The 19,682-nt window shown below is 68.3% G+C and carries 17 protein-coding genes and 1 pseudogene; 2 read left to right on the top strand and 16 right to left on the bottom strand.

Going from position 1 to position 19,682, the window contains the following annotated elements:
• A pseudogene (locus DFP85_RS19165) lies at nucleotides 1–134 on the top strand (IS110 family RNA-guided transposase); the annotation flags it as partial.
• A gap of 92 nt (nucleotides 135–226) precedes the next feature.
• Here DFP85_RS19165 and dnaE read toward each other — a convergent pair.
• The 16 genes from dnaE to rpsB all read right to left on the bottom strand — a co-directional run bounded on the left by dnaE (nucleotide 227) and on the right by rpsB (nucleotide 18,598).
• The gene (dnaE, locus tag DFP85_RS18220) at nucleotides 227–3,727 is read right to left on the bottom strand and encodes a DNA polymerase III subunit alpha (RefSeq protein WP_133637832.1); all 3,501 of its coding nucleotides are present in this window, start codon (nucleotides 3,725–3,727) and stop codon (nucleotides 227–229) included.
• 199 nt (nucleotides 3,728–3,926) lie between these two features.
• Nucleotides 3,927–4,565 carry a ribonuclease HII gene (rnhB, locus tag DFP85_RS18225; protein ID WP_133637833.1) on the bottom strand — a complete coding sequence of 213 codons (639 nt, stop codon included), beginning with the start codon at nucleotides 4,563–4,565 and terminating at the stop codon, nucleotides 3,927–3,929.
• A complete protein-coding gene (gene lpxB, locus DFP85_RS18230) occupies nucleotides 4,562–5,758 on the bottom strand; it encodes a lipid-A-disaccharide synthase (RefSeq protein WP_133637834.1) in 1,197 nt (398 codons plus the stop codon). Before lpxB ends, rnhB begins: the two co-directional genes overlap by 4 nt.
• 13 nt (nucleotides 5,759–5,771) lie before the next feature.
• A complete protein-coding gene (gene lpxA / locus DFP85_RS18235) occupies nucleotides 5,772–6,539 on the bottom strand; it encodes an acyl-ACP--UDP-N-acetylglucosamine O-acyltransferase (RefSeq protein WP_133637835.1) in 768 nt (255 codons plus the stop codon).
• The gene (gene fabZ / locus DFP85_RS18240) at nucleotides 6,536–6,979 is read right to left on the bottom strand and encodes a 3-hydroxyacyl-ACP dehydratase FabZ (protein ID WP_133637836.1); all 444 of its coding nucleotides are present in this window, start codon (nucleotides 6,977–6,979) and stop codon (nucleotides 6,536–6,538) included. Before fabZ ends, lpxA begins: the two co-directional genes overlap by 4 nt.
• Before the next feature lie 106 nt (nucleotides 6,980–7,085).
• Nucleotides 7,086–8,123, bottom strand: a complete 1,038-nt coding sequence (gene lpxD, locus DFP85_RS18245; protein ID WP_133637837.1) for a UDP-3-O-(3-hydroxymyristoyl)glucosamine N-acyltransferase — start codon at nucleotides 8,121–8,123, stop codon at nucleotides 7,086–7,088.
• A gap of 28 nt (nucleotides 8,124–8,151) precedes the next feature.
• Complete coding sequence (locus DFP85_RS18250; RefSeq protein ID WP_133637838.1) at nucleotides 8,152–8,655, bottom strand: OmpH/Skp family outer membrane protein; 504 nt, start codon at nucleotides 8,653–8,655, stop codon at nucleotides 8,152–8,154.
• Nucleotides 8,656–8,681: 26 nt separating this feature from the next.
• Complete coding sequence (gene bamA / locus DFP85_RS18255) at nucleotides 8,682–11,021, bottom strand: outer membrane protein assembly factor BamA (protein ID WP_243737343.1); 2,340 nt, start codon at nucleotides 11,019–11,021, stop codon at nucleotides 8,682–8,684.
• 87 nt (nucleotides 11,022–11,108) lie between these two features.
• Nucleotides 11,109–12,467, bottom strand: a complete 1,359-nt coding sequence (gene rseP, locus DFP85_RS18260; RefSeq protein WP_133637839.1) for a sigma E protease regulator RseP — start codon at nucleotides 12,465–12,467, stop codon at nucleotides 11,109–11,111.
• A 39-nt stretch (nucleotides 12,468–12,506) separates the two neighbouring features.
• Nucleotides 12,507–13,682 (bottom strand): 1-deoxy-D-xylulose-5-phosphate reductoisomerase, encoded by a 1,176-nt coding sequence (ispC, locus tag DFP85_RS18265; RefSeq protein WP_133637855.1) that lies wholly within the window; start codon nucleotides 13,680–13,682, stop codon nucleotides 12,507–12,509.
• Nucleotides 13,683–13,684: 2 nt separating this feature from the next.
• Nucleotides 13,685–14,485 carry a phosphatidate cytidylyltransferase gene (locus DFP85_RS18270; RefSeq protein ID WP_133637840.1) on the bottom strand — a complete coding sequence of 267 codons (801 nt, stop codon included), beginning with the start codon at nucleotides 14,483–14,485 and terminating at the stop codon, nucleotides 13,685–13,687.
• A gap of 4 nt (nucleotides 14,486–14,489) precedes the next feature.
• Nucleotides 14,490–15,281: a polyprenyl diphosphate synthase gene (gene uppS / locus DFP85_RS18275; RefSeq protein WP_133637841.1), complete on the bottom strand. Its 792-nt coding sequence runs from the start codon at nucleotides 15,279–15,281 to the stop codon at nucleotides 14,490–14,492.
• Between the two features lie 118 nt (nucleotides 15,282–15,399).
• Nucleotides 15,400–15,957 (bottom strand): ribosome recycling factor, encoded by a 558-nt coding sequence (gene frr, locus DFP85_RS18280; protein WP_133637842.1) that lies wholly within the window; start codon nucleotides 15,955–15,957, stop codon nucleotides 15,400–15,402.
• 4 nt (nucleotides 15,958–15,961) lie between these two features.
• Nucleotides 15,962–16,729, bottom strand: a complete 768-nt coding sequence (pyrH, locus tag DFP85_RS18285) for a UMP kinase (RefSeq protein WP_106231405.1) — start codon at nucleotides 16,727–16,729, stop codon at nucleotides 15,962–15,964.
• A gap of 115 nt (nucleotides 16,730–16,844) precedes the next feature.
• Nucleotides 16,845–17,714 (bottom strand): translation elongation factor Ts, encoded by an 870-nt coding sequence (tsf, locus tag DFP85_RS18290; RefSeq protein ID WP_133637843.1) that lies wholly within the window; start codon nucleotides 17,712–17,714, stop codon nucleotides 16,845–16,847.
• 137 nt (nucleotides 17,715–17,851) lie between these two features.
• Nucleotides 17,852–18,598 carry a 30S ribosomal protein S2 gene (gene rpsB, locus DFP85_RS18295; RefSeq protein ID WP_106231403.1) on the bottom strand — a complete coding sequence of 249 codons (747 nt, stop codon included), beginning with the start codon at nucleotides 18,596–18,598 and terminating at the stop codon, nucleotides 17,852–17,854.
• Nucleotides 18,599–18,883: 285 nt separating this feature from the next.
• Between rpsB and map the strand changes: the two genes are divergently transcribed.
• On the top strand, nucleotides 18,884–19,675 hold the full coding sequence (map, locus tag DFP85_RS18300) for a type I methionyl aminopeptidase (RefSeq protein WP_133637844.1): 792 nt from the start codon (nucleotides 18,884–18,886) through the stop codon (nucleotides 19,673–19,675).
• The last annotated feature ends 7 nt before the right edge of the window (nucleotides 19,676–19,682 follow it).

A 19,682-nucleotide genomic window follows, 5' to 3' on the forward strand; every position in this document is an offset into this window, starting at 1 on the left:
CGCAGTACGCGAGGCTACGCAGAGCGGGTAAGCCGACGATGACAGCCTTGGGGGCTGCCATGCGCAAGCTGGTGCATATCGCTTTCGGCGTCTTGCAGTCACAAACCGAATATCGGCCACAACCAACTCAGTGAGGGTTGCGGTCGGTTAGGAGAGACGGTATCTCCTCTTCGGCCTTCTCCCGGCGCCCCTCGCTGGCATACGACAGTCCTCAGCCGGCAGCCAGTTACCGGTATTTCAACCGCACCCCATCCTGGCCCTGCACCTCGCGCAGGCCGGTCAGCAGCTCGTCGCTGGGCGTGACGCGCCACTCCTCGGCGAGCTCCAGCCAGCCCGAGGCCTCGGCATTGCGGTAGCGTAGCCGCACCGGCAGGCCATCGCCGTCGCAGTAGGGAGCCAGGCTCGCGCGCAGCGAGTCCACCAGGCGCCCGTTGAGGCGACCGCCGTCCAGGGAGAGCTCCACCGCCTGGCCGAAGCGGCTGCGCGCCTCGACCATCGGCGTGACCTCCTTGCCGCGCAGGCGCAGGCCGCCGGAGTAGTCGTCGCTGGAGACCTCGCCCTCGACGATCATCACCTGGTCGGCCTCGAGGCGGCCGCGCAGCTGGTCAAAGAGCTCGCCGAACAGCGAGGCCTCGATGCGCCCGGTGCGGTCGTCCAGGGTGATGAAGGCCATGGTATCGCCGCGCTTGGACTTCATGGTCCGCACGCCGACCACCAGGCCCGCCACCCGCTGGGGCTCGCGGGAGGGCTTGAGGTCGCTGATGCGGGTGGAGACGAAGCGGGCGAGCTCGCCCTCGTACTCGTCGATGGGATGGCCGGTGAGGTAGAGCCCCAGGGTCTCCTTCTCGCCGGCGAGGCGCTCCTTGTCGCTCCACTCCCGGGCCTGACGGTAGTCGGCGTAGGCGTCCCCGGCCGACTCGTCGACGAAGGCCTCGCCGAACATGTCCATCATCCCCAGGTTCTGGTTGGTCTGGGTCTGGACCGCCGCCTTCAGGGCATCCTCCAGGGCCGCGCTGAGCACCGCACGGCTCGGTCCCAGGTTGTCCAGGGCCCCCGAGCGGATCAGCGCCTCCAGGGTGCGCTTGTTCATGCGTTTGGGATCGACCCGGCGGCAGAAGTCGAAGAGATCCTCGAAGGGGCCGTCCGCCTCACGGGCCTCGACGATGGCGCCGATGGGGCCCTCGCCGACACCGCGGATCGCCCCCAGGCCATAGACGACCCGCGCCTGGTCGTCGACGGTGAACTTGTAGCCGCCGACGTTGACGTCGGGCGGAGTCACCGTCAGCGAGAGGTGACGACACTCCTCGATCAGTGGGACCACCTTGTCGAGGTTGTCCATCTCGGTGGACATCACCGCCGCCATGAAGGGCCCGGGATAGTGGGCCTTCAGCCAGGCGGTCTGGTAGGAGACCAGTGCATAGGCCGCCGAGTGGGACTTGTTGAAGCCGTAGCCGGCGAACTTCTCTACCAGGTCGAAGATGTTGCCGGCGAGGTCCTTGTCGATGCCGTTGGCCGCACAGCCCTCCATGAAGCCGGCGCGCTGCTTGGCCATCTCCTCGGGCTTCTTCTTGCCCATGGCGCGGCGCAGCATGTCGGCCTGGCCCAGGGAGTAGCCCGCCATCACCTGGGCGATCTGCATCACCTGCTCCTGGTAGAGGATGATGCCATAGGTGGGGGCGAGCACCGGCTTCAGGAGCTCGTGCTGGTAGTCCGGGTGCGGGTAGGAGATCTCCGCCCGGCCATGCTTGCGGTTGATGAAGTCGTCGACCATGCCCGACTGCAGGGGGCCCGGGCGGAACAGCGCCACCAGGGCGATCATGTCCTCCAGGGAGTCGGGCAGCAGGCGCTTGATCAGCTCCTTCATGCCGCGAGACTCGAGCTGGAACACCGCCGTGGTCTCGGCCTTCTTGAGCATCTCGAAGGTCGGCACGTCATCCAGCGGGATGGTGTCGATGTCCAGGGGACCCTGGCCCTCGGTGGCACGCACCTTGTCGACCATCTCCAGCGCCCAGTCGATGATGGTCAGGGTGCGCAGGCCGAGGAAGTCGAACTTGACCAGCCCCGCCTCCTCGATGTCGTTCTTGTCGAACTGCACCACCAGGCCGTTGCCGTCCTCGTCGCAGAGCAGCGGCGAGAAGTCGGTGAGCTTCGTCGGCGCGATCACCACGCCGCCGGCGTGCTTGCCGGTGCCGCGGGTGACGCCCTCGAGCTTGAGCGCCATCTCCCAGATCTCGGCGGCCTCTTCGTCGTTATCAAGGAACTCCTTGAGCGCCGGTTCGGCCTCCAGCGCCTTGGCGAGTGTCATGCCCACCTCGAAGGGGATCAGCTTGGAGAGCTTGTCGCCCAGGGAGTAGGGCTTGCCCTGGGCGCGAGCCACGTCGCGCACCACCGCCTTGGCCGCCATGGTGCCGAAGGTGACGATCTGGGACACCGCGTCGCGGCCGTAGCGGTCGGCGACGTAGTCGATCACCCGGTCGCGCTTCTCCATGCAGAAGTCGACGTCGAAGTCGGGCATCGAGACCCGCTCGGGGTTGAGGAAGCGCTCGAACAGCAGGTCGTAGCCGATCGGGTCGAGGTCGGTGATCTTCTGGGCGTAGGCCACCAGCGAGCCGGCACCGGAACCGCGTCCCGGCCCCACCGGGACGTCGTTGTCCTTGGCCCACTGGATGAAGTCCATCACGATCAGGAAGTAGCCGGGAAAGCCCATCTGGATGATGATGTCGAGCTCGAAGTCGAGCCGCTTGCGGTAGCGAGCATCGATCTCGGCATACTCCGCCCCGTCGCGCGGATAGCGCTCGGCCGGATAGAGGAAGTCCAGGCGCTCGGTGAGGCCGTCGTGGGAGATCTTGCGGAAGTACTCGTCCTGGGTCATGCCCTCGGGAATCTCGAACTCCGGCAGGAAGATCTCGCCCAGGCGCACCTCCACGTTGCAGCGCGCGGCGATCATCACGCTGTTCTCGAGCGCCTCGGGGATATCGGCGAACAGTTCCGCCATCTCCGCGGGGCTCTTGAGGTACTGCTCCTCGGTGTAGCGCCGCTCGCGGCGCTTGTCGTCCAGCGCCTTGCCCTCGCCGATGGAGACCCGGGTCTCGTGGGCCCAGAAGTCCTCGCGCGCCAGGAAGCGCACGTCGTTGGTGGCCACCACCGGGGTGCCGGTCTCGACGGCCAGCTCCACCGAGAGGTGCACGCACTCCTCCTCCAGCGGCCGGCCGGTGCGGGTCAGCTCCAGGTAGAAGCGTCCCGGGAAGGCGGCATTCCACTCCTCGAGCAGGGCGCGGGCCTCGTCGTGATGGTCGCTCAACAGGTGGCGGCCGACCTCCCCTTCCCGGCCACCGGACAGGGCGATCAGCCCCGCACTCTGCTCGAGCACCCAGGCCTTGTCGAGCAGCGCCTGGCCCTGGCGCTGGCCGTGCATCCAGCCCCGCGAGATCAGCTCGGTAAGGTTGCGGTAGCCGGTCTCGTCCATGGCCAGCAGCGTCAGGCGATAGGGATGCCCCTCGTCATGGGGGTTGGCCAGCCAGAGGTCGCTGCCGATGATCGGCTTGAGCCCCGCGCCCTGGGCGCCCTTGTAGAACTTGACCAGGCCGAAGAGATTGGCCTCGTCGGTCAGCGTCAGGGCCGGCAGGCCCTGGTCCACGGCGGCCTGCACCAGCGGCTTGAGACGCACCAGGCCGTCGACCAGGGAAAACTCGCTGTGAACGCGAAGATGAACGAAGGGCGTTGTCATAAAGGGCTCGGGGCTTGGCGGAAAATAATCAGTTCAGAAAGCGCGAGGCTATCCCGGCAATATCGCTCGGGGCTGATCCGGCGACAGGCCTGCGGGGAGGCGCTGTGAACCCCTCCCTGGGCGCTACCGATGCCATCCCTGGCATAGGACCTTCTCTGCGACCTGCTCCCGGCACCTCTCGTGGTGTCGCCTGAGAGACCTAGAACAGTGCCAGCTGGCGCTTGACCGGACCGAAGGAGCGACGGTGCTCCGGCAGCGGCCCCAGGCGTTCCAGGGCGGCCAGGTGTTCGCGGGTCGGGTAGCCCTTGTGGCGGGCGAAGCCGTAGTCGGGATGCCGGGCATCGAGGGCCACCATGCCCGCGTCGCGGGCGACCTTGGCCAGTATCGAGGCGGCGGCGATGGCCGGATGGCGGGCATCGCCCTTGACCACCGCCTGGCCGGGGACATGATGCCCGGGCAGCCGGTTGCCGTCCACCAGCAGGTACTCGGCCGCCGGCACCAGGGCATCGATGGCACGGCGCATGGCGAGGTGCGTGGCATGGTAGATATTGAGCGCGTCCACCTCGGCGGCCGACGCCTCGGCCACGGCGCAGGCCAGTGCCCGCTCGCGGACCTCGCGCGCCAGGGCCTCGCGACGACGGGCGGTGAGCGCCTTGGAATCGGCGAGACCCGCGATGGGGCGTGCCGGGTCGAGGATCACCGCCGCGGCGACCACCGGGCCGACCAGCGGGCCGCGCCCCACCTCGTCGACCCCGGCAAGGCGCTCGCCCGCATAGTCGATCGAGAGCGGCGGCAGCTCGAGGCCGCCTTTCCCTCTCGCCTGCGCCTTGGCCGTCATGGCGCCACCTCGTCGGCCAACTCAGGGGCGACGCTCGCCGGCAGGGGACGGCCCGCCACCAGCGCCTCGATGGCCTCGGCCGCCCGGCGGCTGGCGTCGCGCTGCAGGCCAGCATGCATGGCGGCGAAGCGCGCCTCAAGGGCGGCCCGCCCGGCGGGGTCGTCGAGCATCTCGCCAAGCCCCGCGGCGATCGCGTCGGGGCTGGCCGCGTCCTGGATCAGCTCCGGCACCAGGGCCTCGCGGGCGATCAGGTTGGGCAGCGAGATCCATTCGGTCTTCACCAGTCGCCTCGCCAGCCAGTGGGTCATGGGCGCCATCCGGTAGGCGACCAGCATGGCGCGGTGGCAGAGCATCGCTTCGAGTGCCGCGGTGCCCGAGGCGAGCAGCACGGCATCGCTTGCCACCATGGCCTCCCGCGCCTGGCCATCGACCAGGGAGAGGCGGTCCGCCAGGGCGGGATGCTCGGCCACCAGCCCCTCCAGCTCGGCGCGGCGCGCCGGCGTCGCCGCGGGGATCACCACCTTCAGGCCGGGACGCCCGGCACACAGCCGCTCGGCGGCGGCGAGGAAGGTCTCGCCCAGGAAGCGGATCTCGCTGGCCCGGGAGCCGGGCAGCACGGCCAGTACCTGCTCGGCACCCGACAGGCCCAGGTCGGCACGCGTGGCGGTGCGGTCGTTGTGGAGCGGCAGCTCGTCGGCCAGGGGGTGGCCGACGAAGGCCACGGGCACGCGGTGGCGCGCATAGAAGGCCGCCTCGAAGGGCAGGAAGGTGAGCATGGCATCGACGGCGCGACTGATGCCCTTGATCCGCCCCTGGCGCCAGGCCCAGACGGAGGGGCTGACGTAGTGGGCGGTGGTCAGGCCCGCCTCGCGCAGCTGTCGCTCCAGCCCGAGGTTGAAATCCGGGGCATCGATGCCGACCATGATATCGGGCTGCCAGTCGAGGGCGTCCTGGCGAAGGGTTCGCCTGACGCGGACCAGGCCGGGCAAGTGCCGGATCACCTCGACCAGGCCCATCACCGACAGGGTCTCCAGGGGGAAGCGGCTGTCGATGCCCTCGGCGATCATGCGCGGGCCGCCGATGCCCCGGAACGCCACCCCCGGGTGACGCGCCTTGAGCGCGCGCATCAGGCCGGCCCCCAGGATATCGCCCGAGAGTTCGCCTGCGACCAGGTAGACGCGCCGGACCGTCATGGTGCCGCCATGCTCAGCGGATGATGCCGCGGGTCGAGGCCTCGATGGAGGCGGCAAAGGCCTCGGTCTCGGGCAGCGAGAAGCGGCTGCGGATCTCGGCGAGCGCCTGCTCGGTGGTCAGTCCCTGGCGGTAGACCAGCTTGTAGGCCTCGCTCAGCGCGCGGATGGCCTCCCTGGAGAAGCCGCGGCGCTTGAGCCCCACCAGGTTCAGGCCATGGACCTGGGCCGGGTTGCCGTTGATCATCACGTAGGCCGGGGTGTCCTTGGTGATGATCGAGCCGCCGCCGGCCATGGCGTGGTCGCCGAAGTGGCAGAACTGGTGGATGGCCGAGAGCCCGCCGAGGATGACGAAGTCGCCCAGGTGCACATGGCCGGCGAGGGTCACCTGGTTGGCCAGGATGCAGTCGTTGCCGATCACGCAGTCGTGGCCGACGTGCACGTAGGCCATGAAGAGGTTGCGTGAGCCGATGGTGGTCTCGCCGCGATCCTGGGCGGTACCGCGGTGCAGCGTGGCCCCCTCGCGGATGACGTTGTCGTCGCCCATCACCAGGCGCGTCGGCTCCCCCGCGTACTTCTTGTCCTGGCAGTCCTCGCCCACCGAGGCGAACTGGAAGATGCGGGTGCGCGCGCCGAGCACGGTGGGCCCCTTGAGCACGACATGGGGGCCGATGCGACTGCCTGGCCCGATCTCGACATCGGGCCCGATCACCGTGAAGGGCCCGACCTCGACATCGTCGGCCAGGCGCGCCGCGGGATCGATGAGGGCGGTGGGGTGTATCAAGCGACCTTCCTCTCGGCGCAGGTGATGTCGGCCTCGCAGACCAGTTCGTCGTCTACCGTGGCCCGGCAGGCGAACTTCCAGATGCCGCGCTTGGTGCGCTCGACCCGGGCTTCCAGCACCAGCTGGTCACCGGGCATCACCGGACGCTTGAAGCGCACGTTGTCGCTGGCCACCAGGTAGTAGACATAGCCGTCGGCGGGCAGCTTGTTGACGGTCTTGAAGCCGAGGATACCGCAGGCCTGGGCCAGCGCCTCGACCACCAGCACCCCGGGCATGATCGGGTGATGCGGGAAGTGGCCGTTGAAGAAGGGCTCGTTGATGCTGACATTCTTGTAGGCAACGATGGCTTCGCCCAGGGTGAGCTCCGTCACCCGGTCCACCAGCAGGAAGGGGTAGCGGTGGGGCAGATACTCACGAATCTCGTTGATGTCCATTACCATCGTAGCGACCTCTGAAATGACAGGATGCCCGTCCCGTGGAGGGGCATGGCCGGCAGCAGGGGCCGGCAGCAACAGGCGGTGGATTATACCGCCCTGCGACGCGGCCTCAACCGCTGCGGCCGGCCTTCTCGAGCCGCGCCAGGCGCCGGGCGATGTCGTCAAGCTGCTTGAAGCGCACCGCATTGCGGCGCCACTGGGCATTGTCCATGGCGCCGGTCCCCGACGAGTAGATCCCGGGCTCGAGGATCGAGTTGGTCACCAGGCTCATGCCGGTGACCTGCACCCCGTCGGCGATGGTCAGGTGGCCGGAGAGCCCCACGCCGCCCCCCAGCATGCAGTGGCGGCCCACCCGCGTGGAGCCGGCGATGCCCACGCAGCCGGCCAGGGCGCTGTGGTCGCCGATCTGCACGTTGTGGGCGATCTGCACCTGGCTGTCGATCTTGACGTCATCGCCGATCAGGGTATCGCCGAGGGCGCCGCGATCGATGCTCGAGCAGCTGCCCACCTCGACGTCGTCACCCAGTACCACGCCGCCCAGCTGGGCGATCTTGTGCCAGCGTGCCCCGTCGTGGGCGAAACCGAAGCCGTCGCCGCCGATCACGCAGCCACTGTGCAGGATGGCCCGGGCCCCGATCACCACGCCATGGCAGACGGTGACATTGGCGTGCAGCCGCGACCCGGGGCCGATGCACGAGTCGGCACCCACCACGCAGCCCGGGCCGATGACCACCTCGTCCCCCAGCTCGACGCCCGACTCGATCACCGCCTGGGGGCCGATGGCGACGTCCGCCCCCAGGCGGACGTCATCGGCGACCACCGCCGTAGGATGGATGCCGGCCGGCGTGCGACCGGCCAGGGGGTCGAAGAGCCGCGACAGCTCGGCGTAGCCGAGGTAGGGGTTGTCCATCTCCAGGCGCGCCACCGGACAGCTCTCGGCATGGCCGGGCGCCAGCAGCACCGCCGCCGCCCGGGTTCCCGGCAGGTCCTTGAGGTAGGCGCGATTGGCGAGGAAGGCCACCTGGTCCGGCTCGGCCTCCCGGAGCGTGGCCAGGCCACTCACCTGCCGCCCGCCGTCACCCTCGAGGCGGGCTCCCAGGCGCTCGGCGATCTCGGCCAGTGTGAGGGTTCGGGCGTCTTGGTTCATGGGGACTCGCTGTCGTGGGGCGGCCGACTCAGTAGAGGGTGTTGAGGATCTCGGTGACTTCCCCGGTCAGGTTCTGCAGCTCCCGTTCGGAATGCAGCACGCCGTTCGGGTCCACCAGCACCTCGACCCCGTGACGGTCGATGACCTGCTGCACGGCCTGATCCAGCTTGGGCTCGGCCTCCTGGAGGAACTGCTGCTCGGACTGCTGGCGCGCCTGGCCGATCTCCTGGCGCAGCTGCTCGAAACGCTGGCCCTTGCGCTGGAACTCCTGCATGGCGGTGCGCCGCTCGGTCTCGGTCATGCTCTCGCCCTGCTGCAGGCGCTGCTGCATCTGCTGAAGCTCCTGGCCCAGCGACTCGGCCTCCTGCTGCTGGCCGGCGAGGCGATTGCGCAGCTCGTTCATGGAGCGCTGGGCGGCGTCGGTCTCCATCAGCGCGGCGCGCCAGTCGAGCACGGCCACCTCCTCGGCCTGGGCCGGCAGGGTGACGGCGGCCAGCAGCCCGAAACAGAGGGCGGCGGAGAGCTTGCGCATGCGGGGACTCCTCGATAGGGGCCGGATCAGAAGGTCTGACCCAGCGAGAACTGGAAGAACTGGGTGTCGTCACCGTCCTTGTCGTTGAGCGGCTCGGCGACGCTGAAGGTCAGCGGCCCCACCGGGGTCAGCCAGGAGAGGCCGACGCCTGCACTGTAGCGCAGCTCGCCCAGGTCGACGCCGGACTCGCAGGACGAGGTGAACCCCTCGGGCACGTCGTAGCAGTCGGTGAGGAAGGTGTTGCCGGCATCCAGGAACAGCGAGGCCTGCAGGGAGCGCTGGTCCTCGACGAAGGGCACCGGGAAGAGCACCTCGGCGCTGCCCTCCACCAGGACGTTGCCGCCCAGGGTGCGGTCGTCGCCACCGTTGCGCTCGGTAGTGGCCGGCCCCAGGGTGTTACCGGTGAAACCGCGTACCGAGCCCAGACCGCCGGAGAAGAAGTTCTCGTAGAACGGATAGGGGTCGTTGCCGACGGTATCGGCATAGCCCAGCTCACCGCTGAACTTCAGCCCCCAGGTCTGCTCCTCGTTGAAGGGGAGGATCTGGCGGGCCCTGGCGCGCAGCTTGTAGTACTCGGCGTCGCTGCCCGGCACCGCGCTCTCCAGCGACAGGCGCTGGTAGTTGCCGGCGGTGGGCATGATGCCGCGATTGAGGTTGTTGCGCGTCCAGCTGGCGGTCAGCTTCAGGCTCTGGGCATCGCTGCCCTGGTCATTTTCGTACTGGATGATCTCGGCCGGCGTATCGCGATAGGTCTTGATCGACAGGTCCTCGACCGCGGCCCCGAAGTTGAGGCGGGTCAGCTCGTTGATCGGATAGCCGAAGTTGATGCCCCCACCGTAGGCGTCGGTGGAGTAGGTCGAGATGTCGGAGTCCTCGTAGTCGGTCTCGCGGTAGTAGAGGTTATAGCCCCGCGAGATGCCGTCCAGGGTCCAGTAGGGGTCGGTGAAACCGAAGTTGAGGCTGGTGAAGGTGTCGCTGCGCTGGGCACCGAGATTGACCCGGTTGCCGGTCCCCAGGAAGTTGTTCTGGGAGAGCGAGGCGCCATAGATCACCCCGGCGCTCTGGGAGAAACCGATGCTCGCCGAGATCGACCCGGAAGGCTGCTCCTCCACGGTATAGGTGACGTCCAGCTTGTCGGGTTCGCCGGCTACCGGGCGTGTCTCCACGTCGACCTGCTTGAAGAAGCCCAGGCGCTCGAGGCGCTGGCGCGACCGGCTGATCGACTCGGTGGAGGCCGGCGCGCCCTCCATCTGGATCATCTCGCGACGCAGTACCTCGTCCTGGGTGGTGGTGTTGCCGGCGAACTCGATGCGCCGCACGTAGGCCCGGCGCCCCGGCTCGACGCGGAAGGTCAGGTCCACGGTGTCGCCGCGGGTGGCGACCTCGGGAATGCCGTCCACATTGGCGAAGGCGAAGCCCTCGGCCCCCAGCCGCGAGCGCAGGGCCTCGGAGGAGGCGGTGACGTCGCTGCGCGAGAAGATCTCGCCGCTCTCCACCTCGAGCAGCTCACGGGCCTCGCGCTCGGGGATCCGCAGGTCACCGGCGAAGCGGATGTCGCCCAGCCGGTACTGCCGCCCCTCGTCGATGTTCACGGTGACGAAGATCCGCGACTTGTCGGGGCTGATCGAGACCTGGGAGGACTCGATGTTGAAGTTCACGTAGCCGCGATCCAGGTAGAAGGAGCGCAGCCGCTCCAGGTCGCCGGACAGGGCCTCGCGGGAGTACTCGTCGCTGGAGAACCAGCCGAAGAACCAGCCCGGCTTGTCGTCGAGCTCGAAGACCTCGCGCAGCTCGTCATCGGTGTAGTCGCGGTTGCCGACGATGTTGATCTGGCGGATCTTGGCCACCGCCCCCTCGTCGATGTCGATGTTGACCTGGACCTGGCCCTCGCCGACCTCCTCGACGGAGGTCTCGATCCGCGCGCTGTAGCGCCCCTGGGACTGGTAGACCCCCTCCAGCTCGCGCTGGATCTCCTCCAGGGTGGAGAGCTGAAGCACCTGGCCCTCATCGAGCCCGGCCTGCTTGAGGCCGTTGCGCAGGTCCTCGTCGGGGATCTGATTGTTGCCCTCGATGTTGAGGCGCGCGATGGTCGGGCGCTCGACCACCTGGATGATCAGCACGTCCCCCTCGCGGGCCAGGCTGACGTCCTCGAACAGGCCCGTGGCGAAGAGCTCGCGGGCCGCCTCGGCCAGCTCGCGCTCGTCCACCCGGTCGCGGGCGCTGACAGGAAAGGCATTGAACACGGAGGCGGGCGAGACCCGCTGCAGCCCCTCAACCCTGATGTCGGCAACGTCGAAAGGTTGTGCCTGTGCCGCCTGGGTACCCACGAGCAGCAGCGCCGCCAGTCCGATGGTCTTGATTTTCATGCAGTCGATTCGCTCGCGTTGATCTGCCGTCCTGTCCAGACAGGCACCTTATACATTTGTACTGGCCACTGACAAGCCGGCGCCCGGCTACCAGAGCCGCATCAGGTCGAAATAGAGCGCCATCAGCATCAGGGTACCGACCAACGCCAGGCCGATACGCAGGCCCACGGCCTGGGCCTGCTCGGACACCGGGCGACCCCGCACCACCTCGACCAGGTAATAGAGCAGGTGGCCGCCGTCGAGCACTGGGATCGGCAGCAGGTTGAGCACCCCCAGGCTGATCGAGAGGTAGGCCAGGAAGCTGATGAAACTCTCCAGGCCAGCGCGGGCCGAGTCGCCGGAGATCCGGGCGATGGTGATGGGGCCGGAGAGGTTCGAGGGCGAGATCAGTCCCACCACCATCTTGCGGATGGCCCCCAGGGTCAGCACCGTCATCTCGCCGGTACGCGAAAGCGACTGGCCCACGGCAGCCAGCGGGCCGTAGCGGATCTCGCGCCGGTACTCGTCGGGCCAGCTGACGGCCTCGACGCCGGCGCCGATGTAGCCGATGGCCACGCCCTCCTCCAGCTCGTTGCGGCCGGGAGTGACGGTGAGCGCGAGGCGCTCGCCGTCACGCAGCACCTCGAGGTCGAGGGGCTCCCCCGGGCTGGCGCGGACCCGGTCGACGAAGGCCATCCAGTCCGCCACCGGTTCGCCGTCCACCGCGACGACCTCGTCGCCCACTCGCAGTCCGGCCTTGGCGGCCGCCTCGCCCTCGACCACCTGGCCCAGCACCGCCGGGATCTCGGGCTGCCAGGGGGTCAGGCCCAGGCTCGGCAGCGGCCGGGGCGGATCCTGGCGCACCAGCCAGTCCTGCACCGGCAGGCGATAGGTCTGCGGGTCGGCGGCGGCCTCGTCCCGGGCCTGCACCTCGAGCTCGCCGCTCTCGCCGATGGCTGCCACCAGCTTGAGGTTGATCTCGTCCCAGGAACGCACCGCCTCGCCGCGGACCGCGGTGATCTCCTGCCCCGCCTCGAGGCCACCACGGCTCGCCGGTGAGTCCGGCGCCACACTGCCGATCACCGGCGCCACCGTGGTGGTGCCGGCCACGAAGAGCGCCCAGTAGGCGACGATGGCCAGCAGGAAGTTGGCCAGGGGGCCGGCCGCGACGACGGCGATACGCTGCCAGACCGTCTTGTTGTTGAAGGCCCGATGCCGCTCGGCGGGATCGACGGGCCCCTCTCGCTCGTCGAGCATCTTCACGTAGCCGCCCAACGGGATGGCGGCCACCATGAACTCGGTGCCGTGGCGGTCGCGGCGCGACCAGAGCGGCTTGCCGAAGCCCACCGAGAAGCGCAGCACCTTCACGCCGCAGCGCCGGGCCACCCAGAAGTGGCCGAACTCGTGGAAGGTGATCAAGAGGCCGAGCACCACGATCACGGCCAGCACGTTCTGGATCAGGCCCAAGGCAATCTCCTTGCAGTCAACTGCGTGAAGGCGCGGGCATCATTGCCGCGCCAGCCAGGCGTGTGCCGAGCGCCGGGCGAGGACATCGGCCTCGAGGATGGTCTCGAGGTCCGCGGCCGGCGCGACGGGGCTCTCATCTCGCACCCGCGCCACCAGCTCGTCGATCTCGGTGAAGCCGAGGCGACCGGCCAGGAAGGCCTCCACCGCCACCTCGTTGGCGGCATTGAGCACCGCCGGCGCGGTCCCGCCCGCGGCCATGGCCTCCCGGGCCAGGCGCAGGCAGGGGAAGGCCGCCTCGTCGGCGGGCTCGAAGTCGAGCCGCGCGACCCGGAAGAGGTCCAGTGCCTCCACCCCGGCATCGATGCGCTCCGGCCAGGCCAGCCCGTAGGCGATGGGAGTACGCATGTCCGGGTTGCCCAGCTGGGCGATCACCGAGCCGTCGCTGTAGGCCGCCATGGAGTGGATCACGCTCTGGGGGTGAACCACCACCTGAACCTGGTCGGGACGGGCATCGAAGAGCCAGCACGCCTCGATCAGCTCGAGCCCCTTGTTCATCAGGGTGGCGCTGTCCACCGAGATCTTGCGCCCCATGGACCAGTTGGGATGGTCGCAGGCCTGGTCCGGGGTCACTCTGCCCAGGGCATCCCGCGACCAGCCGCGGAAGGGACCGCCCGAGGCAGTCAGCAGCAGCTGCGTCACCCCGTGACGCCCCAGGCCGCCGCGGTGCTCGACGGGTAGACACTGGTAGATGGCATTATGTTCGGAATCGATGGGCAGCAGGGTCGCCCCATGGCGCGTCACGGCGTCCATGAACAGCGCCCCGGACATCACCAGGGCCTCCTTGTTGGCCAGCAGGACCCGCTTGCCGGCCTTCACCGCGGCCAGCGTCGGCAGCAGGCCGGCGGCACCGACAATGGCCGCCATCACGGCATCCACCTCGCGGGCCTCGGCGACCTCGACCAGCGCCTCGCGACCGGCGCGCACCTCGGTAGCGAGCCCCGCCTCGGCCAGCTGCCCGCGCAGCCAGGCCGCGTCCTCCTCGGCATCGAGCACCGCCACCGCCGGACGATGGCGTCGGCACTGGGCCAGCAGTGGCTCCCGGGAGCGGTGGGCGGTCAGGGCATGCACCCGGTAGCGTTCCGGATGGCGGCCGAGCACGTCCAGGGTGCTGGTGCCGATGGAGCCGGTGGCGCCAAGCACGGTCACGCGACGCAGGGTCACAGCAGCCCCCCGTGCAGCAGCGCAAAGAGCGGCACCGCGGCGGTCAGGCTGTCGACCCGGTCGAGCACCCCACCATGGCCCGGCAGCAGCTGGCTGGAATCCTTGATGCCGCGATGGCGCTTGAGCATGCTCTCGAGCAGGTCACCCAGCACCGAGGCCAGCGTCACCACCGCCGTGGCCAGCAGCAGCACCAGGCCGCCGGCGACGCCGAGGCCCTGCCAGGTGGCAAAGCCGACTGCCAACAACGAGGTGACGGCCAGGCCGCCGGCCACGCCCTCCCAGGTCTTGCCGGGGCTGACGCTGGGGGCCAGCTTGTGGCGGCCGAAGGTCCGGCCGACGAAGTAGGCGCCGATGTCGGCGCCCCATACCAGCAGCAGCACGAAGAGCAGCCAGACGGTACCGCCCTCGCGCAGCACGCTGAAGCCCACCCAGGTCGGCAGCAGCACCCAGAGCCCCATCGCCAGGCGCATGCCGGTCGACCGCCACTGCGCGAGGCGCGCGGGGTAGCCGGTCACCCAGTAGAGGTTGGCCAGCCAGCCCAGCGCGCCCAGCCACAGCGGCCAGGCCGAGAGCACGGCCCCGCTCGCCCAGAATAGCGCCATCACCACGGCGAGACCCGCCACCGGGAGCAGGCGTCGGCCCGGCAAGGTGATGCCGGCGAGGTTGGCCCACTCCCAGGCGGCAAGCAGCACGATGGCGGCGGTGAACAGTCGGAACCCCTCGCCCTCCAGGCCGAACAGGCCGAACAGGGCCAGGGGAACCAGCCAGGCCGCGGTGAGGGTCCGTTGTCTGAGCATGCTGCTAGCCACTCTGCTGCGCCTCGAGCTGTTCATCGGTCATGCCGAAGCGCCGCTGTCTTCCCTGGAAGTCGGCCAGGGCACGGTCGAAGGCGGCACCATCGAAGTCTGGCCAGAGTACCGGGGTGAAATGCAGCTCGGCATAGGCCATCTGCCAGAGCAGGAAGTTGGAGATGCGCTTCTCGCCGCTGGTGCGGATGCACAGGTCCACCGGGGCGTCCCCGGACAGGCTCACCTCCTCGTCCAGGGCCTGTTCGTCGATCGCTTCGGGCTCGAGCTCGCCGGCGGCGACCCGCTCGGCCAGCCGCCGGGCGGCACCGGCGATGTCCCAGCGCCCCCCGTAGTTGGCGGCGATCACCAGGTGCAGGCCGGAGTTGTCCCGTGTCAGCGCCTCGGCGCTGGCGATATGCTTCTGGATCGAGGCGGAGAAGCCGCTGCGGTCCCCGATCACCGACAGGCGGATGCCGTGCCGGTGGAGCTTCCTGACCTCGCGCTTGAGCGCCATGAGGAAGAGCTCCATCAGGGCATTGACCTCGCTGGCGGGCCGCTTCCAGTTCTCGCTGGAGAAGGCGAACAGCGTGAGGGTCTCGATGCCGCGCTCGGCGGCGCGGCGGATGACGGCGCGCACCGCCTCGACGCCGGCATGGTGGCCACGCACGCCGGACAGGCCACGCGCCTTCGCCCAGCGGTTGTTGCCGTCCATGATGATGGCCACGTGGCGCGGCAGGGGCGCCTCGCCGGCGCTGGACCCGTCGTCGGGGCTGGCCCCGGGGCGGGGAGACTGCGGTGACGTCATGATGTCTCGCATGGCGGGTAAGAGCATGAAGGCCGACGAACCGCGGACACCTGGCCCGCGGTTCGCCGAGGGGCGATCCGTCGCCGGCGGCGCCGTTCGCCGGTGCCGCCCGCCGTCATCAGACCTGCATCAGGTCGTGTTCCTTGGACTCCAGCGCCTTGTCGATCTCGGCGATGATGCTGTCGGTGAGCTTCTGGATCGCCTCCTCGGCCTGGTGCTGCTCGTCCTCGGTGATCTCCTTCTCCTTGAGCAGGGACTTGAGATCGCCGTTGGCATCGCGGCGCACGTTGCGCACCGCCACCCGGGCGTGCTCGGCCTCCTGGCGGGCCTGCTTGATGTACCCCTTGCGCGTCTCCTCGGTGAGCATCGGCATGGGCACGCGGATCACGTTGCCGGCGCTCGCCGGGTTGAGGCCGAGATCGGAGGTCATGATGGCCTTCTCGATCTTGGGCACCATCTGCTGCTCCCAGGGCACCACGCTCAGGGTCCGGGCGTCCTCGACGTTGATCGAGGCCACCTGGTTGAGCGGCACCTGGCCACCGTAGTACTCCACGGTCACGGCATCCAGGATGCTGGAGTGCGCCCGACCGGTACGGATCTTGTTGAAGTTCTGGTGAAGGGCCTCGAGGCTCTTCTTCATGCGACTCTGCGCATCCTTCTTGATGTCGTCGATCACTGTCTCACCCTCTGTCAATCAGCGTGCCTTCCTTGCCACCCACAACCAGGTTCAGCAGGGCACCCGGCTTGTTCATGTTGAAGACCCGCACCGGCATGTCATGGTCCCGCACCAGGCAGATGGCGGTCAAATCCATCACCCCGAGCTTCTGGTCGAGCGCATCATCATAGGTCAGCTGCTCGTACTTGACCGCATCGGGGTGCTTGACCGGGTCCTTGTCGTAGACCCCGTCGACCTTGGTGGCCTTGACCACCACGTCGGCATCGATCTCGATGCCGCGCAGGCAGGCCGCGGAGTCCGTGGTAAAGAAGGGGTTGCCGGTGCCGGCCGAGAACAGTACCACGTCGCCGGAGGTCAGGTAGCGGATGGCGGTCCGGCGGTCGTAGTGCTCCACCACGCCACTCATCGGAATCGCCGACATCACCCGCGAGCGGATATTGGAGCGCTCCAGGGCATCGCGCATGGCCAGGGCGTTCATCACCGTGGCCAGCATGCCCATGTGGTCACCCGTGACCCGGTCCATGCCCGCCTCGTGCAGGGCCGCCCCGCGGAACAGGTTGCCGCCGCCGACGACGATGCCGACCTGGACGCCGATCCCCACCAGCTGGCCGATCTCCAGCGCCAGGCGATCCAGCACCTTGGGGTCGATGCCGAACTCGGCATCCCCGGTCAGGGCTTCGCCGGAGAGCTTGAGCAGGATGCGCTTGTACTTGGACACCTCGGCGCGGGTCTTCTCGGGCTTGCTGGGGGCGGGGTGATCGGCACTGGTCATGGGGTATCTCCCGGGTTCTCGACGCTTGGGACCTGGTGGATGGCCGGATTCACCGGCCGGATACGCGAAGGCGTGCGCTCGCGCGCACGCCATCTTCACACTGGAACCTGCGACCTCAGCTGCGCTTGGCCTGTTCCATCACTTCCTTGGCGAAGTCGACCTCTTCCTTCTCGATGCCCTCGCCCACCTCGAAGCGGGTGAAGCCGACCACCTCGCCGCCGGCCGCCTTGACGAACTCGGCCACGGACTGGTCGGGGTTCTTGACGAAGGGCTGCTCGGTCAGGCTGTTCTCGGCCAGGTACTTCTTCAGGCGGCCCTGGACCATCTTCTCGGCGATCTGCTCGGGCTTGCCGGCCATGTCGGGCTGGGCCAGGATGATCGCCTTCTCGGCGTCCAGCTGCTCCTGCGGCATGTCCTCGGGACGGGCCACGGCCGGGTTGATGGCGGCGACGTGCATGGCGACGTCCTTGGCCACCTCGGCGTTGCCGCCCTTGAGCACGGTCAGCACGCCGATGCGGCCGCCGTGGACGTACTCGCCGACCAGGTTGCCGTCGCCGGCCTCGACCACGACGCTGCGACGCACGCCGATGTTCTCGCCGATCTTCTGCACCAGCTGCTCGCGAGCGGTCTCGAGCTCGCCGTCCATGACGGCGGCCACGTCCTCGCTCTTGGCGGCGAAGAAGGCGTCGGCGATCTTCTCGGCGAAGGCCTTGAAGTTGTCGTCACGGGCGACGAAGTCGGTCTCGGAGTTGATCTCGACCATCACGCCGTAGCTGCCGTCGTCGGCCACGCGGGTGACCACGGTGCCCTCGGCGGCGGTGCGGCCGGCCTTCTTGGCGGCCTTGAGGCCGGAGTTCTTGCGCAGGTTCTCGATGGCCTGCTCGATGTCACCATCGGTCTCGGTGAGTGCCTTCTTGCACTCCATCATGCCGAGCCCGGTGCGCTCGCGCAGTTCCTTGACCTGGGAGGCGCTGATAGCTGCCATGGTAGTGTCCTCTGAATGGTTCGACCTGGAATGGGTAGCGGAAAGAAGAGAAGAAAGGGGGCCTGAGCCCCCTTGCGCCTGTCCGGCGGGCCGCCACCGGAGTGACGGCACGGCAACCGGCCCAGGCGGGCCGACGATCACTCGGCGGCGGCGTCGCTCTGGCTCTCTTCGGCGTCGGTGACCTCGACGAACTCGTCGGGACGACCTTCCTTCGCACGGGCGCAGGCGTCGGCGATGGCCTTGACGTAGATCTGGATGGCGCGGATGGAGTCATCGTTGCCCGGGATCACGTAGTCGACGCCATCGGGATCGGAGTTGGTATCCACCACGCCGATGACCGGAATGCCCAGCTTGTTCGCCTCGTTGATGGCGATGCGCTCATGGTCGACGTCGATCACGAACAGGGCATCGGGCAGGCCGCCCATTTCCTTGATACCACCCACGGACCGCTCGAGCTTGTCCTGCTCGCGGGTCGCCATCAGCACTTCCTTCTTGGTCAGCTTCTCGAAGGTGCCGTCCTCGTGCATGGTCTCGAGGTCGCGCAGGCGCTTGATGGAGACGCGGATGGTCTTGTAGTTGGTCAGCATGCCACCGAGCCAGCGGTGGTTGACGAACGGCTGACCGACGCGATTGGCCTCTTCCTTGATGATCTTGCTCGCGCTGCGCTTGGTGCCGACGAACAGGATCTTGTTGTTGGCCGCTGCCATCTTCTCGACCACGTCGATGGCCTCGTTGAGGGCCGGCAGGGTGTGCTCGAGGTTGATGATGTGGATCTTGTTGCGTGCGCCGAAGATGAACTTGCTCATCTTCGGGTTCCAGTACTTGGTCTGGTGACCGAAGTGAGCGCCTGCCTTCAGCAGGTCACGCATGTTGACGTGTGCCATGGATGACTCCTGGAAAATCGGGTTAGGCCTCCACGCACCCCATGGATCCGACCGCCGGAGCAACCGGCAGCACCCGGGACCATGTGACGGTGCATGTGTGATTTCAAGGCATTGCATTGGTGATTGAGCGCGCTTCCCGGACCTCGCCGAGGCGCCGACGGGTCGGCCGGCTCCGCGATTGCAGGAAAGCGCGCAGCTTTATACCATGGATGACCTCCGAGATGAAGTCGTCCGATGCTCGAGCCCGCCGCCATCCGGGCGACACCACCCCTGATCCGAGATTCCATGAACGTACCCATCAAGACGCCCGACGAGATCGAGAAGATGCGCGAGGCGGGCCGCCAGGCCGCCAGCGTGTTCGAGATGATCATCCCCCACGTGAAGGCCAGCGTGAGTACCGGCGAGCTGGACCGGCTCTGCCACGACTATATCGTCGACGAGCTGGGCTCCACCCCGGCGCCGCTCAACTACCACGGCTTCCCCAAGTCGATCTGCACTTCGATCAACCACGTGGTCTGCCACGGCATCCCCGATGACGCCAAGAAGCTCAAGAAGGGCGACATCATGAACATCGACATCACCGTGAAGACCGCCGACGGCTATCACGGCGACTCCAGCATGATGTTCATCATCGGCGAGACCATCCAGGGCGAGCGCCTGTGCCGGGTCACCCAGGAGTGCCTCTACCGCAGCATCGCCCTGGTCCGCCCGGGCGTGCACCTCTCGGAACTGGCCCGCGCCATCCAGTCCCACGCCGAGGCCAACGGCTACTCGGTGGTGCGCGACTTCTGCGGGCACGGTATCGGCGCCGGCTTCCACGAGGATCCCCAGATCCTGCACTACGACGGCTATGCCCCCGAGGCCGACATCGCCCTCGAGGAAGGCATGTGCTTCACCATCGAGCCGATGATCAACGTCGGCGACCATCGCACCAAGGTACTGCGCGACGGCTGGACCGCCGTGACCAAGGACAGGAGCCTGACCGCCCAGTGGGAGCACACCCTGCTGGTCACCGCGACGGGGGTGGAGGTGCTCACCGCCCGCCACGACGAAGACCTCTCCTTCCTCGACCGCTGAGTCGATC

This window comes from Halomonas ventosae (assembly GCF_004363555.1).
Lineage (GTDB): Bacteria > Pseudomonadota > Gammaproteobacteria > Pseudomonadales > Halomonadaceae > Halomonas > Halomonas ventosae.